The 15,602-nt window shown below is 70.4% G+C and carries 14 protein-coding genes; 6 read left to right on the plus strand and 8 right to left on the minus strand.

The annotated features are described in order from the left end of the window. Positions 1 to 59: 59 nt before the first annotated feature. Together nuoK and B1759_RS17195 are read right to left on the minus strand one after the other, a co-directional pair. Positions 60 to 359 carry an NADH-quinone oxidoreductase subunit NuoK gene (gene nuoK, locus B1759_RS17190; protein ID WP_095516319.1) on the minus strand — a complete coding sequence of 100 codons (300 nt, stop codon included), beginning with the start codon at positions 357 to 359 and terminating at the stop codon, positions 60 to 62. Positions 360 to 430: 71 nt separating this feature from the next. Beyond that, positions 431 to 937, minus strand: coding sequence for an NADH-quinone oxidoreductase subunit J (locus B1759_RS17195; RefSeq protein ID WP_198948988.1), 507 nt, complete (start codon positions 935 to 937; stop codon positions 431 to 433). A gap of 192 nt (positions 938 to 1,129) precedes the next feature. Here B1759_RS17195 and B1759_RS17200 point away from each other — a divergent pair, with 192 nt between their 5' ends. After that, positions 1,130 to 2,227, plus strand: coding sequence for a lysylphosphatidylglycerol synthase transmembrane domain-containing protein (locus tag B1759_RS17200; RefSeq protein ID WP_158225328.1), 1,098 nt, complete (start codon positions 1,130 to 1,132; stop codon positions 2,225 to 2,227). After that, on the plus strand, positions 2,224 to 3,279 hold the full coding sequence (locus tag B1759_RS17205) for a DUF72 domain-containing protein (RefSeq protein ID WP_095516321.1): 1,056 nt from the start codon (positions 2,224 to 2,226) through the stop codon (positions 3,277 to 3,279). Before B1759_RS17200 ends, B1759_RS17205 begins: the two co-directional genes overlap by 4 nt. 60 nt (positions 3,280 to 3,339) lie before the next feature. Here B1759_RS17205 and B1759_RS17210 read toward each other — a convergent pair whose 3' ends face one another. Continuing rightward, the gene (locus B1759_RS17210; protein WP_158225329.1) at positions 3,340 to 4,602 is read right to left on the minus strand and encodes a GAF domain-containing sensor histidine kinase; all 1,263 of its coding nucleotides are present in this window, start codon (positions 4,600 to 4,602) and stop codon (positions 3,340 to 3,342) included. Positions 4,603 to 4,989: 387 nt separating this feature from the next. Here B1759_RS17210 and B1759_RS17215 point away from each other — a divergent pair, with 387 nt between their 5' ends. Beyond that, entirely contained in the window at positions 4,990 to 5,358 is a 369-nt protein-coding gene (locus tag B1759_RS17215) for a DUF1801 domain-containing protein (protein WP_198948990.1), read from the plus strand. Positions 5,359 to 5,444: 86 nt separating this feature from the next. After that, positions 5,445 to 6,374, plus strand: coding sequence for an FKBP-type peptidyl-prolyl cis-trans isomerase (locus tag B1759_RS17220; RefSeq protein WP_095516324.1), 930 nt, complete (start codon positions 5,445 to 5,447; stop codon positions 6,372 to 6,374). Positions 6,375 to 6,537: 163 nt separating this feature from the next. Here B1759_RS17220 and B1759_RS17225 read toward each other — a convergent pair whose 3' ends face one another. From B1759_RS17225 to B1759_RS17235, 3 genes are all read right to left on the minus strand, one after another. Continuing rightward, complete coding sequence (locus tag B1759_RS17225) at positions 6,538 to 8,709, minus strand: ATP-dependent DNA helicase RecQ (RefSeq protein WP_095516325.1); 2,172 nt, start codon at positions 8,707 to 8,709, stop codon at positions 6,538 to 6,540. Positions 8,710 to 8,839: 130 nt separating this feature from the next. Then, complete coding sequence (locus B1759_RS17230) at positions 8,840 to 9,418, minus strand: hypothetical protein (RefSeq protein WP_095516326.1); 579 nt, start codon at positions 9,416 to 9,418, stop codon at positions 8,840 to 8,842. 52 nt (positions 9,419 to 9,470) lie between these two features. Next, complete coding sequence (locus B1759_RS17235) at positions 9,471 to 9,932, minus strand: hypothetical protein (protein WP_095516327.1); 462 nt, start codon at positions 9,930 to 9,932, stop codon at positions 9,471 to 9,473. A 113-nt stretch (positions 9,933 to 10,045) separates the two neighbouring features. On the opposite strand from B1759_RS17235, the gene hisB reads away from it, so the two are divergent. Beyond that, positions 10,046 to 10,648: an imidazoleglycerol-phosphate dehydratase HisB gene (gene hisB / locus B1759_RS17240; RefSeq protein ID WP_095516328.1), complete on the plus strand. Its 603-nt coding sequence runs from the start codon at positions 10,046 to 10,048 to the stop codon at positions 10,646 to 10,648. Positions 10,649 to 10,685: 37 nt separating this feature from the next. On the opposite strand, the gene B1759_RS17245 is transcribed toward hisB, so the two are convergent. Both B1759_RS17245 and mazG read right to left on the minus strand, forming a co-directional pair. Beyond that, positions 10,686 to 13,394 (minus strand): T9SS type A sorting domain-containing protein, encoded by a 2,709-nt coding sequence (locus tag B1759_RS17245; protein WP_158225330.1) that lies wholly within the window; start codon positions 13,392 to 13,394, stop codon positions 10,686 to 10,688. Positions 13,395 to 13,864: 470 nt separating this feature from the next. Further along, positions 13,865 to 14,701 carry a nucleoside triphosphate pyrophosphohydrolase gene (gene mazG / locus B1759_RS17250; protein ID WP_198948992.1) on the minus strand — a complete coding sequence of 279 codons (837 nt, stop codon included), beginning with the start codon at positions 14,699 to 14,701 and terminating at the stop codon, positions 13,865 to 13,867. A gap of 169 nt (positions 14,702 to 14,870) precedes the next feature. On the opposite strand from mazG, the gene B1759_RS17255 reads away from it, so the two are divergent. Then, entirely contained in the window at positions 14,871 to 15,365 is a 495-nt protein-coding gene (locus tag B1759_RS17255) for a single-stranded DNA-binding protein (RefSeq protein ID WP_095516330.1), read from the plus strand. Positions 15,366 to 15,602 lie beyond the last annotated feature (237 nt).

Raw genomic sequence — 15,602 nt, forward strand, 5'->3', positions numbered from 1 at the left:
GAGAGGGATGAGAGAGGGAGCGGCGGAGGCTTCCCTCCATCCCGCGTCCCCCCAAGCCTCTACCCTCTAAACAGACGCAGTTCGTCGACGTTGACGGTCAGCTTGTTGCGGAACATGGCGATCACGATCGCGAGCCCCACGGCCGCCTCAGCGGCGGCGACGCTCATCACGAAGAAGACCAGGATCTGGCCGTCCACGTCGCCGAAGGCCTGACTGAAGGCCACCAGCGTCAGGTTGACCGCGTTCAGCATCAGCTCGATGCTCAGGAAGACGACGATCACGTTGCGGCGCAGGAGCACGCCGAGAACGCCGATCGTAAAGAGCACCGCGCTCAGCGAGAGGTACCAGGTGAGGTCCATTCAGGTGTCGGTTGTCGGAGACCGGTTTCCGGTGGGCTCTCGGGGTACCGAGAACCGGGTACCGGACACCGCTACACGAATCGCTTCTTGGCGAGGAGGACGGCGCCGATGGTGGCGGCCAGCAGGAGCGCGCCGACGATCTCGAGCGAGAACGCGTGCGTCGTGAGGAGCGCCACGCCAAGGTTCTCGACCGAGGTCGCCGCGACGGCGTCCGCCGGGAGTGGGATCGCCGGGTCGAGGTCCGCGCGGGTGGCGACGGCCGAGAGCAGCAACGCCAGCACGCACACGCCGCCGATGAACGCCAGCGCGCGCGGCCACGAGAGCGTGCTCAGCCGCGGCGACTGCTCCAGGTTCAGAAGCATGATCACGAACAGGAACAGCACCATGATGGCGCCTGCGTAGACCAGGATCTGGACGACCCCGATGAAGGCGGCGTTGAGCGTCAGGTAGAGGCAGGCGATGGCGATCATCGTCTGGACCATCCACAGCGCACTGGCGACGGGGCTGCGCGAGACCAGCATGCCGACGGCACCGGCCACCGCGAAGACGGCGAACACGAAGAAGAGGAACGTCTCCACGGGGTTGGGTGAGGGGGAGGCGGGTCCGGGCCGCGAGCCCAGTGAGGGACGCCAAGATACCGGCCCTCTGCGCACGGCGACAACCGGACGGCGTTCCCGCGGGGATCTCTCCGTGAAGAGCCGCCCCGGCCGTCAGGGATGTCCCGTAGAAGCGGCTCGATGCGCTGGCCGGGCCGTCTATCTTCTGAGCCGATGGACGCCCCCGCCTCCCCTCCCGTCCCGACCGCCACGCCCCGGCGGCGCGTCCGCAAGCGCGACCTCGTGCTCCCGGTGGCCCTTAGCCTCGCGGCGGTAGGCGTGGTCCTGTGGGCGACCTACGAGCCGGGCGCCTTCGCGAAGGTGCGCGGGACGTTCAACCCGTGGTACCTGCTCGGCGCCGTCGGCGCGGTGGCGTTGCAGATCACGGCCGGCGGGCTCCGCCTGCGGTACGTCTCGCGCGGGCTGATCGGGTCCGCCGCGGGCATCCGGGCCCAGCTGACGTGGGACTTCATGTCGGCCGTGACGCCATCGGCTATGGGCGGGGCGCCGTTCGCGGCCTTCTTCATCGCCAAGGAGAACGGGCTCGCCTACGGGCAGGTGACGGCGGTCATGCTGTTCACGATGATCATGGACCAGATCTGGTTCACGCTGCTCATCGTGACGCTGTACGTCTCGGCGATCTGGCTCCCGGTCTTCCCCACCACGCTCGGCGCCGCGGGCATCGGCACGGTGGCGGTGTACCTGGCCGCGATGCTGTGCTACTTCGCCTTCTTCGCCTACGCGACGCTGTTTCGGCCCGAGCTGCTGGAGTGGCTGGCGGGGAAGGTGGTGCGCCTGAAGTGGCTGCGTCGGTTCGAGGAGCCGGTTCGCCGGGAGACCCGCAAGCTGCGGAACCAGGCCAAGATCCTCCGAGCGCAGTCGCTCGGCTTCTACCTCATCGGCGCGGTGTACACGCTCCTGTACTGGGCCGGCCGCTACGGCGTCGTCCTGCTGGTGGCGCTCAGCTTCTGGCGGGACTTCCGCCACGTGCTCTTCGTGATGCGGACCGCCGGCCTGTGGCTCGCGGGCCTCGCCATGCCGACGCCCGGCGGCTCGGGTGGCATCGAGGCGCTCTACGTGCTCTACCTCTCCCCGCTCCTGCCCGCGGGCTACGGCGGACCGGCCCTGCTCGTCTGGCGCGCGCTCGCCTACTACGGCGTCCTCGCGATGGGCCTCTACGTGGCCGGCGGCGCGGTCCGCGCCCTGCTCGCCGGGGAGACGCCCCCGCCCGACCCGACGAGCCTCCCCGACGAGCCCGAGCCCACACCATGACCCCGCGCCCCGTCGCCGACCGACGCGCCGAGGCGGACCGCTTCGACGTCCGCCGCATCCACCCGGCCGTGCGCTTCGGGTCGGCGAGTGACCGCTATGCCGCGTGGATCGACCAGATCTACCCGCGCGACGTGTGGGCGGGCGAGGTCACGAGTCGCAAGAAGGCCGTCGGCGGGCAGTCGTACGAGGAGCGGCTGCTGCCCACCGCGTCGGTGGAGGACTACTTCCTTCACTTCGGCGTGCTGGAGATCGACTTCACCTACTACCGGCCGCTGCTGGAAGCGACCGGGAAGCCGTCGCCGGGCCTGTTCACGCTGCAGCACTACGCCGATGCGTCGCCTGCGAACGCGCGCTACGTCCTCAAGGCGCCGCAGCAGGTGTTGTCGCGCCGTCTGCGCCGCAAGGTCGACGGCCGCTGGGCCTACGTCGACAACCCCGACTACCTCGACGCCGACCTGTTCACGAACCGGTTCCTGATCCCGGCCCAGAAGACGCTCGGCGTCAAGCTGGCGGGGATCATCCTCGAACAGCCGTACGAGCGTGCCTCGGAGAGCCCGCCACCCGACGCGTTCGTCGCCGAGTGGGACCGCTTCATCGGCGACGTGCCGAACGATGCCGCGTACCACCTCGAAGTCCGCTCCTCGCACCTGCTCTCCCCAACCTACCTGGAGTGGCTGGCGAACCGCGAGCTCGGGTTCTGCTTCTCGCACTGGCAGTGGCTGCCGCCGATCATCGACCAGTGGATGCTCGTCGGCGAGCAGTTCACGTCCGCCTCGAGCGAGGCGGTGCTCCGCCTCATCCAGCCGCGCGACATGGCGTTCGACGCGTCCTGGAAGCTGGCGTATCCGTTCGAGGGCCCCGCCCCCGGCCTGAGCGACACCCGCGACGCGGCGCAGATGGTAGACGAGACGACGGCGCTGATCTACAAGGCCGTCGAGGCGGGCGTGACGCTCAACGTGATCGGCAACAACCGCGCGTGGGGCAACACGCCGGATCTCGCGCGCACGATCGCGCACCGGTTCCTGGACTTCGCGGACCGGAAGGGCGCGTAGCACAGGCGTCCGCAACCGCGCGGGCGGGACGGCGACAGGAGGAGGACCGGTCCTGCCGCGTCAGGCCGACCGGTGGCCGCCGAGCAGGGGCAGGGTCAAGTGGAACGTGGAGCCCGCGCCGAGACCGGGGCTCTCCGCCCACAGTCGCCCTCCGTGCTGGACCGCGATGGCCCGCGCGACCGTCAGCCCGACACCCAGCCCCTCGTGCTCTCGCTGGTCGCCCTGGGAGACTTGCTCGTAGGCTTCGAAGATGCGCTCCAGGTCCTCGGCCTGGAGTCCGCGGCCCTCATCGCGGATCCGAATGTGGACGCCTCCATCTCCCACCAGCGCGTCCACGGAGACCGGCGACGCCGGAGATGAGAACTGGACCGCGTTGCGGAGCAGGTTGGTAAACGCGAGCCGGATCCGGGGCCCGTGCCCCTCCACCTCCACTCCCTCCGGAAACCGGACCCGGATGTCGCCCTGGACTGACTGTGCGGCCTCGACCATCAGGCACCTCAGCGACACGACCCGTCCCGGATGCATCCCGAGGTCGGCATGGAGGCTCGCCATCACGTCGAGGGTCTCCACCACGTTCGTCATCCGGTACCCTGCCCGGACGACCGCGTCGGCGTACGGCGTCAGGTCGGCACGGACCTCCTCGGCGAGGATCTGCCCGAACCCACGGACCGAGGTCAGCGGCGTTCGCATCTCGTGCGAGGTGATGGCCAGGAAGTTGTTCTTCAGCCGGTCGAGGTCGGCCAGCTTCTGGTTCAGCCGGAGCAGCGCGTCCTCGTAGCGCGCGTTGCGAATCGCGACGGCCGCCTGAGCGGCCACGACGAGGAGCGCTTCGGCATCGTCGCGCGTAAAGCCGCCCCGGTGCGGGTTGAGGACCTCCAGCACCCCGACCGGCCGCCCGTCGATGCGCATGGGAGCACCCAGCAGCGAGCGCGTGTCGAACCCCGTGTCGCCGTCGATTTCCGTGTAGTGCCGTCCATCGGTCTTCGCGTTCGAGGCGTATACCACCCGGTCCTCGGTGTAGATGGTCCCCGCGAGGCTCCCATGGATCGGGACCAGCATGCCGACCAGGTCGTCGCCGACCTGTCCGCTGGCGGCCTCGAACCGCAGGGCGTCCGCGTGCTCGTCGTAGAGCAGGATCGACGCCGCCTCACAGTTCGCGACCGCCGCGGCGGTCTGCGTGATCACGCGCAGCAGCCGGTTCGTATCGCCGTACGTGTTCAGGGCGATGTTGATGTCGAGGAGCCGCCGCAACCGGTCGAGCGGAGTCGCGGTCGCGGACGGCGCGGCGGGCGCGAAGCGGCGAGGAGCTAGGGCGGTGTGCATCGGCGAGCCTGGGGGACAGGCCTCCAAGATGCGGGTCGAATCCTCCCTCCCGAGGGCCTGGCCCTTCGCGGCCGGGCTTTGGCTCTGCCCGATTCCACTAGCAAAAAGTAAACGCATCGCCTCGTGCATCCGGACCATTCGGAACGGCCGTTCCGCGCCCCGGTAGCGACGACCGATGAGGGGTAGATACGGAACCTTATGGGGGTCGGACTCGGCCGGTGTCCTGCCTATGAGAAGCCCCTCCCCGCCTTCGCAGGGCGCTCGGACTGATGCAGGCCGCCGCTGTCGCGTGCGTGGCAGATCTTGTCGGGGCTGCCCACACGGTCCGCCTGCTCCTCCCCGCGAGCGGGCGACGCTCGCCTCCCCGTCTCATCTATGACCGAACCGATGCAACCCGCCCCCCCATCGAGCGACTGGCGCGCCGAGCGGCTGGCCCGGCTCCGCACGCTGATCCTCCTCGCTGACCCCGCGGTGGTCGAGGAGGTAAAGTGGCGGAAGCCCACGAACCCGGACGGCGTCCTGGCGTGGTCCCACGACGGGCTGATCTGCACCGGCGAGACGTACAAAGACAAGGTCAAGCTCACGTTCGCTCGCGGGGCCGCGCTCGACGACCCGACCGGGCTGTTCAACGCCAGCCTGACCGGCACAACGCGCCGGGCCATCGACCTCCACGAGAAGACCGAGGTGGACGAGACCGCATTTCTCGCGTTGATCCGAGAGGCCGTCCGGTCGAACCAGGCGCGGGCCGCAGGCTAGGCGCCGCATGGGCGCATTCCCGGAAGCGTCACAGCCCGGCGCCGGGAGTCCCGGTAGCTTCCCCGCTTCCTCACGGACTCTCCCCCATGACCTTCCGCCTCCTCCTCCCCGCCGTCGCCCTGCTGGCGTTCGCCGGCTGCAACGGCTCCAGCTCCGCCGGGACCGCCAACCTCGACGGCATCGCCGACGCCGATGCCTTCCAGCAGGTCTCGTACAACGTCGGCTATCAGTCCGCGCAGCAGTTCCTGCAGCAGGACTCGTCGTTCAGCTTCGCGCGCTTCGTCGACGGCTTCAACGCCGGCCTGGCGGGCGACTCGGTCGAGATCGCGTATGCGCTTGGCCTCCAGTACGGTCTGCAGGTGGGCCAGGACACGCTGGGCACCATCGACCGCGAGCTGTTCCTGTCGGGCGTCCGTTCGGGCCTCAACGGCGACTCGCTGCGCCTCTCGCCGGAGCAGTTCCAGGCCGCTCAGGCCATCGTCGAGGACTCCGTCTCGATCCGCCAGATCCGGGCGCGCGCCAAGACCGACGACGCCGCAGCGCGGACGCTGACGCAGATCCAGGCCAACGCCGTCTCGGCCGACTCGTTCATGACGGCGGTCCGGGCCCGGCAGGGCGTCCGGGAGCTGGGCGACGGCGTGCTCTACACCGTCCAGACGGAGGGCGAGGGCGCCAGCCCGACTGAGAACGATCGCGTCGCGATCCGCTACCGCGGCACGTTCATCAACGGCCAGGAGTTCGACGCCTCTGGTGAGGAGCCGGCCGTGCTCTCCGTCAACCAGGTGGTGCCGGGCTTCGCGGCGGCGCTCAAGGACATGAAGCCGGGCGAGACGCGCACGGTGTTCATCCCGCCGTCGCAGGCCTACGGCCTGATGGGCCAGCCCGGCCCCGGCGGTGAGGGCGGCGTGCCGCCGAACTCGGTGCTCCAGTTCGAGCTGACGCTCGTCGAGATCCTCGACATGACGCCTCCGGCCGGCACCTTCGGCCCAGGCCAGATGCGCTCGCCGGGTCGCTAGCGCCCCCGAGCTTCCGCTCTGCGGGCCGCTCCGATGCGTCGGGGCGGCCCGCTCTGCGTCAGGGGGGGCTTGGCCGCCGTCGCGGCCAAGCGGGCGGCATGATCTCGACACCCCCAGGAGCGGCGGTGCCACGCCCTGCAGCGGCAGGCCGACCCCGAGCCGCCTACGCCGCCTCGGCGACCAGTTCGAGCACCTCGGCGCCGTACTGCTCCCACTTGGCCGGGCCGACGCCCGAGACGGCCAGCATCTCGTCCTCAGAGGCGGGCCGAGACTGCGCGATGCCACGGAGCGTCCGGTCGTTGAAGACGACGTAGGACGGCACCCCCCGCTCCGTGGCGACCCCGGTGCGCCACTGGCGGAGGGCCTCGAAGAGCGCACCGTCGGCGCCGTCCAGCGGCTCCTCGGTGGAGCCGGAGCCCCGACTGGGCGAGCGGCTCCCGAAAGCGGGCACCTCGATGTCGATCGTCTCGCGGTAGTCGATGGCCTGGTCGCCGAGCGGCGTGAGTTCCACGACCGGGTACTCGTCCCCGCCGATGCGGAGGTAGCCCTTCAGCAGGAGGTCCTTGTAGATGCCGTCCACGGTGCCCTGCCCGAGGTGCTGCAGGCGCCCGAAGTAGGCGTGGCCCTCGTACTTGTCCATGCCCTTCGCCTTCGAGCCCGCCAGGATCTTGGCGAGCGTCAGGCGGCCCACCGGCCACCGCATCCGGCGCACGGCGTCGAGCAGGCCGATGGCGACGCGCGAGGCCATCGGCACGTCGTCCCACTCGGGGATTTCCCCTGGCACGCGAGCCTCCAGCCGCACCCGCTGGCGGCAGGCGTCACAGCAGACCTCCGGCTCTACGGCCGTCTCGGCGGCGTCGCCAAAGTGGTCGAGGATGGTCCGGCGGCGGCAGTCCGAGGTCTGGGCGTAGCGGACGATGCCCATCAGCGACTCCATCTGGTCGCCCCGGTGCTTGTCGACCGACGAGAGCGCGCGGTCGATGTCTCGCTGGACCCACTCGCGCGGGATCCAGCGCGCCGGGCCTGCGCGGTCGTCGCGCTCGGCGAGGGCGCCCGCGGTCACGAGGCGCCGGAGCACGTTGGGCAGCTTGGACGCATGGACCCCCGAGTCCTCGCTCATGGCGAGCAGGAAATCGGCGTCCGATGCCCCGGCGGTCGGGTCGTATGCCTCGCCCATCGCGGCGATCTCTTCGTCGAGACGGACCGAGGCGCGCTTGACGTGATTCCACACGCGGCGGAGGTCGTCGACGGTCGGAGCCCCCTGCTCGATGAACCACTCCTTGAGCTGGCGGTCCTGAGGAGCGTAGAGCAGGAGCGCGACCGCGGGTCGTCCGTCGCGGCCCGCGCGCCCGGCCTCCTGGTAGTAGCTCTCCAGGGTCGACGGGATCGACCAGTGGGCCACGAACCGCACGTCGCCGCGGTCGACGCCCATCCCGAACGCGTTGGTGGCAACCACCGTGTGGAGGCGCCCGCTCACGAACTGCTCTTGCACGTGCGCCCGTTCGGCGTCGGGCAGCCCGGCGTGGTAGGCCTCACACGGCCGCCCGACCTGCTCGCGGACGAACCGCGCCAGCGCCTCGCAGTCCTTCCGCGTGGCGACGTAGATCAGCCCAGCCTCGTCGGGCCGTGCGTTGAGAAACCGGTGCAGCACCTGCCGCTTCTGGTCGGCGGTGGCGGTGGCCTTGACCTCGAAGACCAGGTTGGGACGGTTGAAGCCGGTGACGAGGCGGGCGGGGTCGCGGAGGTCGAGCTGCGCGGCGATGTCGTCCTGCACGCGCGGCGTGGCCGTCGCCGTCAGCGCGACACAGGGCGGGTCGCCCATCCCCCGGCGAGCGGACGCCAGCGCGAGGTAGTCCGGCCGGAAGTCGTGGCCCCACTGGCTCACGCAGTGCGCTTCGTCGACGGCCAGCAGTGCCACGCCGACCTCCCGGAGCGTCTTCTGAAACGACGGCAGGCGCAGGCGCTCGGGCGCGGCGTAGACCAGCCGGAGACGCCCGCCTCGGAGGTCCGCCAGCACCTCGCGGCGCTCGGTCTGGCTCTGCGACGAGTTGACGTACGCCGCCGCGATGCCGCGCGCCCGGAGGGCGTCCACCTGATCCTTCATCAGCGCGATGAGCGGCGACACGACGACGGTGACGCCCTCGGGCTTGAGGAGCGCGCCGAGCTGGTAGACGAGGCTCTTGCCTGCGCCGGTCGGCATCACCACGAGCGCGTCCCGGCCTTCCAGCACCGGCCGGATGGCGTCCTCCTGACCCGGCCGGAGGCTCTCGAACCCGAAGTGCTCGCGGAGCGCGCCCCGCAGGGCGGCGGAGACGGCGGGGGGCGAGGCGGTCACGGTCGAGGCGGGAAGACGAGGGGATACAGAACGGGCCTGCGTGCCGGGACCCCAGCACCGCAGACGCCTCCACAGTCGGACGACTCGCTGACAGGTTTGTTGTCAGCGGCGCCGGGTCCGTCGGCTCGGATCAGTCGAAGAACTGGACCGTGATGCGCACGTCGAAGTCCGCGATGGCGTCTCCGTTGCGGTCGAAGCCCTCCAGCGAAAAGGTCTGCGCGCGTCCGGTCTCGATGTCCGGCGCGTAGTCACGGAGCCTGAACGTGTACGACTCCGCCATCGCGTCGTCCGGGTTGGGGTCGTAGTCGAACAGCGCGAGGTAAAGCGGATCGTCGAGGTCGCGGACGACATAGCCAGGGTCGACCTCCCACACGAGCGGAAAATCCACGACGCGCACGTCCTCAAACCAGGCCTGCCCCGTCCCGCCGATGGGGAACACGATGTCGTCGTCGTCGCGGGCATTCAGCCGGTCGCCGCCCGGGTCGGACTGGTAGTCCACGTCGTCGTCGAAGAGCCGGAAGTAGATCTCCGGACCGTCGCTGAGCGGGTTGTTGCCGTCCCAGCCCTCCCCGGCCGGGTCGGAGAGCGGCGCGTCGTCGACGGTGATCTTGAGAATCTCAGCCGTGACCGGTGGGCCGGGCGTGTTCGGGCCGGAGTCGCAGCCCGCAGCGACCAGGAGGAGAACGACGAGAGAGCAGAGGACGCGCATCGGAAGGCAGGGGGACCGTCTGCAAGCTACGGAGCCGCCACCTTCGCTCGCCTCACTCCCAGCGGACGAAGATCCGGACCCGCCCCTGCTCGTTCTCGAACGCGAGCGCGGTCGTCTCGCCGATCTCCTGGCCGGCGTACCGCTCGCCGAAGGTGAACGGACCCGCCGCGAACATCTGGTCATCTCCGGCGAAGTCGCGGTCCGCCACGGAGAGCAGGACCGTCGCATCGAGCGGGACCGCGTACTCGCCCGAGGCGGGGAACGTGAGCGGCAGCGCCTCGACGTTCTCCCGGACATCGCTCCGGAATTCAGGCGCGAAGAGGGCGCCCGTCTCGTCGTTGATGTTGACGTAGATGTCGGGCAGGTCGTCCGTGAGCGGGTTGTCCCAGGGCTGATCGAGGTCGAGGTCTTCTACCACCACCCGCTGGATGGCGGCGGACTGGACGCCCTGCGGACCCAGGATGTCGCACGCCGGGAGCGCCAGGAGCAAGGCCAGGAGGAGCAGGGCACGCATAGGGGTGTCGGTGTGTGGGGCACCAACATCCCTCCCTGTCCGATGTCCGCCCTGCCCCATTCTCTCCACGGCATCTGGTCCGTCTGCACCAGTCTGCCGAGGTAGCTTCTCGCATGGCCGACCTCTCCCCCCGCTCCGCAACCGTCGAGCGCCGGACCGCCGAGACCGCGATCCGCCTGACGCTCGACCTCGACGCCGCCGCGCCGACCTACGCCAACGCCACCGGCGTCGGCTTTCTGGACCACATGCTGGACCTGTTCGCGCGCCACGGCCGCTTCGGCCTCACCGTCGAGGCGGAGGGCGACCTCCACGTGGACGACCACCATACCGTCGAGGACGTGGGCATCTGCCTCGGGCAGGCGCTGGGCGAGGCGCTCGGCGACAAGGCCTTCATCACGCGCTACGGCGCGGCGACGGTCCCGATGGACGAGGCGCTGGCCCGCGCTGTCTTCGACCTCTCCGGCCGGGCCTACCTGGTGTTCGAGGCGCACTTCGACCGCGAGCGCGTCGGCGACCTGTCGACGGAGCTGGTGGAGCACTTCTGGTGGAGCGTCGCCGAGCACGCCCGGCTGACCCTCCACCTGGACGTGCTCCGGGGGATGAACGACCACCACCGCATCGAGGCGCTCTTCAAAGCCGCCGCGCGGGCACTGCGGCAGGCCGTCGACCGCGACCCCGCGGGCGACCGGTTGCCGAGCACCAAAGAGGCGCTCTGACGCGACGCGTGCCGCGCACTCAGCAAGAGCCGACCGATCACCGGACGACGACGACCGGCCGCGTGACGAGTGTGCCGGCCGCCTCCAGCCGGACGACGTAGATCCCACCCGCCAGCGCCTCACTGCGGAGGAGGACCTCATGGCGTCCCGCGCTCATCGCTCCGGACGCCAGCACGGACACCTCTCGCCCTCGGACATCGACCACGGTGAGTTCGACCGGGCCCGCCTCGGGGATCGTGAACGCGACGCGAGAGACTCCCGTGGACGGGTTGGGCGCGATGCCCGTCAGCGCCACAGGACGTGCCCCCGCCTCCGTGGCCGCCACACGGTCCCCGATCTGGAGCACGAACCGGTCGGTCGCCTGCGTGCCGTCAGCGACATCGTCCATCGGGACCTCTGCGTGCGCGGGCCGCGGAACCAGCGCGAACGGGTACGCCGACCGCGTACGGAGGTCCACCTCGGTGCCGGTCGCGAGGTCGACCAAGACCGCCGGGAGCCCTGCCGGAAGTGCCGACGCATCCCACGACAGGGTGAACGACGTGCCCGTCCCACGCGCCTCGACGGCCAGCGGGATCGACGCGGACTCGAACGGCCGCACGTCGTACCCGACGAACGCCCCGTCGACGCGTGCACCGACGAGGGCGTAGGCCTCGGAGGGCGGCTGGAACTTGCGAACGTCCTCTGTCTCCTCGAAGCCGACCGTGGCATTCGGGACGAACCGAACGGTCAGGGCGCCGTCGCGGACCGTCCGCCCCGCTCGGTCCGTGCCCGTGAGCGCGAAGGCCAGCGCAGGAGACCGGGGGGCCGAGGACGGCGGCGACGCATCCAGTGCAGCAGCCTCCACAGGAATCCGCAACGTCCGGGCCCCGCCATTCACGCGAGGCCCTTTCGACCGGACCCGGAACGCCTCCCAGGGTCCGATCGTGGCGGGCGCATCGTCCCAGGACCGCGCCGCGGCATCCCACACCCAGACGGGCGCAAGCGGACTGAGGTTGGCGCCTCCAGGCCACCCGGCGATCCCCGTCAGGTCGAGCGGGGTGGCATACGGATTGGCGAGGTAGTTGAACCGGGTCCCCATCGTGTCGAGTTCGATGATGGGGACCTCCTCGTTCGGGGCACGCGGGGTAGCGAGCACGAACGGAAGCTCCACCCCGGCGCTCACGGTCGGGTTGCCGATGACGCGGTCGACAATCCGCCAGCGGAAGGCATGGCCCGGGCGGACCACCTCCCCCGTCCCGGACGACACTCCCCAGTCGTTGGCCACAGGATCGTACTCGGTCCACAGGTTCGCCGGGGTCGCCGCGGGGTAGAAGCCGGGGACGCCGCGGACGAGCGACTGCGCGGCGAGGTCGTCCACGGTCAGCCCGGCCGACGGTGCCCCGAGGTAGCGGATGCCCGCACTGCCCGTGATCTCGATCAGCCCGATCGCATCGACGCCCGAGGGCGCGAGGCGGCCGTGCAGCGCCCAGTCCACGGGCGACCGGTCGAACACGTACGCGGCGCCGTCCACGACAGGGTCGGTGCTCTCCCCGATCGCCCCGACCAGCGCAGTCTCCCCGAGGAGTGCGACCGAGTACCCCAGTTCATCGCTCGCGCCGTGGCTGGCATCACCGGTCCCCGTCATTTTGCTCTCCAGACTCCATGTGCTCCCGCTCCGTGCGAAGGCGTAGACCGACCCGCTCTCCATCCCCCGGTCGTCGTCCCACGGGGCGCCAACGAGCGCGAGGTCGCCGGAGAGCGCGACCGAGTGCCCGAACTGGTCGAGGTCGGCCCCGTCGGGCGCGACCAGCTGCGCCTCTTCGGCCCAGTCTGCCCCCGTCCACCGGAACACGTACGCCGACCCGGTGCGGACGCCGTTCTCGGAATCCCGCATGGCTCCGATCAGCGCGCGGTCACCATCGAGCGAGACGGCATACCCGAACCACCCGGTCCCGTTGGCATCGGAGGCGGTCACCTGATCGACCTCCGCCCATCCGGAGCTGCCACGCTCGAAGAAATAGGCGGCCCCACTCCCCTGCCCTGCGTCGCCGTTCAGGAACGCGCCCACCAGCGCGCGGTCGCCGTCGAGCGACACCGCGATTCCGAACCAGTCCTGGCTGGACGGATTCAGCGGGAGCAACGTGGTCTCCAGCGACCACGTCGAGCCCGAACGAACGAACCCGTACGCGCGTCCCCCGAGAGGCCCCACTGTCGTTTCGAGAGGGGCACCGATCAGGGCGCGGTCCCCCGAGAGCGACACCGAGGAGCCGAAGGCGCCGCTGCTCTCGGGATTGCCAGACGCCAGCTTGGCCTCCTGGCTCCAGGTGGTCCCGGAGCGGACGAAGACATAGGCGGCTCCGTTTCCGGTTCTGCCGAACGAGTCTTCGCTCGATGCCCCCACCAGGGCGCGATCTCCCGAGAGCGACACAGAGGAGCCGAACGCGTCGGTGGCCTCCCCATCCTCGGCGGCAAGAACGGCTTCCAGCGCCCACCCGAGGCCGTCGCGGACGAACACGTAGGCCGAGCCCGTGTTCGGGCCGACGCCTGCCCCTCGGAGCACGCCCACGAGCGCCCGGTCGCCGTCGAGAGAGACCGACCAGCCGAAGTCGTCCCGCGTGGCCAGCCCCCCCTCGGTCGCACCGAGGACGCGGTGCATTGCGTCGTCGAGGCTGCCGGGCACGGCGACGCTGGGCGATGGCCCCATGGCCGCGGCTCCGGAGCCAATCGTGAGGAGAGCGATCAGCGCAGGGAGGCGGGCGAGGGCCATGGTCATCCGGGTCTACGGCGGAGAACCGCCGGTCACAGGTCATACTGACGAGAGACAGGGTAGCCCAAAGCGGCAGAACGTCACTCGATCTCGCCCGGAAACGCATGCCCTCGCGATTCCTCGACGCGGGCGCCGACGTGTCTCCGTGCTTCAGTCTCCCATGGGTCGCTCTGCACGAACGGAGAGCCTGGCGGGCGACGATGGTTTCCGCTGTGGACGGCAACAGGACGTACGCGCCCCGTCGCGTGTGCCTCGCTGTGGACCATGGAGAGCCGGTCGGCCGAATGCATCGTCGGCAGTTGCTCAGCCTGCAGCGTCGCCACCCGCACCAGACCCGGAGACGCCCTCGTCCCAGACGGCCTCAGGCTGAGCCCGCGCCGACGGAGAGGCCTCGGGAAAGAGACCCTCACGCGGGGATCGGCGGCGCCACGGCAGGCACAACCCGGTCTCTTCGGCTCCCGTCTGCCACGTCAGCCGACCTCCCGTTTGGACGCCTCCCAGAGCGCGTCCATCTCCTCCAGTCCCGCCTCGGCCATGCGGTCGCCGAGGTGGGCCTCCACGGTCTGGAAGCGCCGGGAGAACTTGTCGACCGTCCGACGCAGTGCCGTCTCCGGCACCACACCCTGCAGGCGCGCATAGTTGACGACGGCAAACAGCAGGTCGCCGATCTCGTCCTCCAGCGCATCCGCCGAGTCGGCGGCGCGGACTTCGTCGGCCTCCTCGCGGACCTTCTCCCACGCGTCGTCGGCCGAGGGAAAGTCGAAGCCGGTCGCGGCGGCTTTCTCCTGGACGCGCTCGGCACGGAGGAGGGCGGGCAGCGTCCCCGGCACACCGTCGAGCGCGGAGGGCGGGGCCTCCGTCTCCCCCGCCTCGGCCCGCTCGGCGCGCTTGATGGCCTCCCAGTTTCGGAGCACCTCGCCGGTCCCGGACACCACCTCGTCCCCGAACACGTGCGGGTGGCGGCGGACCAGCTTGGTCATCTCCGACCGCATCACGTCGGACAGGTCGAACGTGCCGTCGGTCTCGGCGATGTGGGCGTGGAAGAGGACGTGCAGGAACAGGTCGCCCAGTTCCTTCTGGACGTCGACCGGGTCGCCCGCGTCGATGGCATCGACCAGCTCGTAGGCCTCCTCGATGGTGAGGTGCTTGGTCGAATCGTGCGTCTGCTGGACGTCCCACGGGCACTCGCGGCGCAGGCGGCGCACGATCGCGACGAAGTCTTCGAAGAGCGGCGCGTGGGCCGCGGCCCGGTCGTCGTCGGAGAGCCCGAGGTCGGCGATGTCGTAGGGGAATGGGGTATGACGCACGGTTGACAGGGGGCTCGCGATATTTTTTGACGAGGAGAGGTTACGTCTCGGCCCCCGCCGGGGTCTATCCTCTCCCGCCCGCTTCGTCGGGCCCGATACGGCCAGCCACTTCCCGGACTGGCGGATTCATGTACCAGGAGGCGCCCTCGCCTCCGCAGCCCCACGCCCCATGGCACGCGGCATCAACAAAGTCATTCTCGTCGGCAACCTCGGCGGCGATCCCGAGCTTCGCTACACCGGCAGCGGCACCGCCGTCTGCAACTTCTCCGTCGCCACGACGGAGTCCTACAAGGATCGCGACGGCAACCAGGTCGAGAACACCGAGTGGCACCGGGTCGTGGCCTGGGCCCGCCTCGCCGAGATCTGCGGCGAGTACCTCTCGAAGGGCCGCCAGGTCTACATCGAAGGCCAGCTCCAGACCCGGCAGTGGGAGGACAAGGACGGCAACACCCGCTACACGACCGAGATCAAGGCACGTGAGATGCAGATGCTCGGCGGCCGCGACGGCGGCGGCTCCTCGGACGACGGCGGCAGCTACGACCAGTCGCCGCGTCCGCAGCGGCAGGCCTCCAGCAACGGCGGCGGACGCCCGCAGCAGCAGGCCAAGCCGTCCGGGCCGTCGGACGACTACTCGTTCGAGCCGGATGACGACCTGCCCTTCTGATCCTCCCCGGATCGGTCGAGCACCTCGCACGCCGGGCGGTTCTCTTCGGAGGGCCGCCCGGCTTTGTTTGGCCCGCCTCGGCCGCTCACCCCCCGAGGCGAGGCGGCGCGCGCGCGGCAGCATGCTGGGATCGTCCGCCCTTGCCCTTTCGACGAAGGAGTGGCGCCGAAACCCCCATCCTGTATCTTCGTCGGATCGGCCTCGGCCGCGTCCCCTCTGGGCTCCGGCCCACCGTCT

The sequence above is a fragment of the Rubrivirga sp. SAORIC476 genome (assembly GCF_002283555.1).
Lineage (GTDB): Bacteria > Bacteroidota > Rhodothermia > Rhodothermales > Rubricoccaceae > Rubrivirga.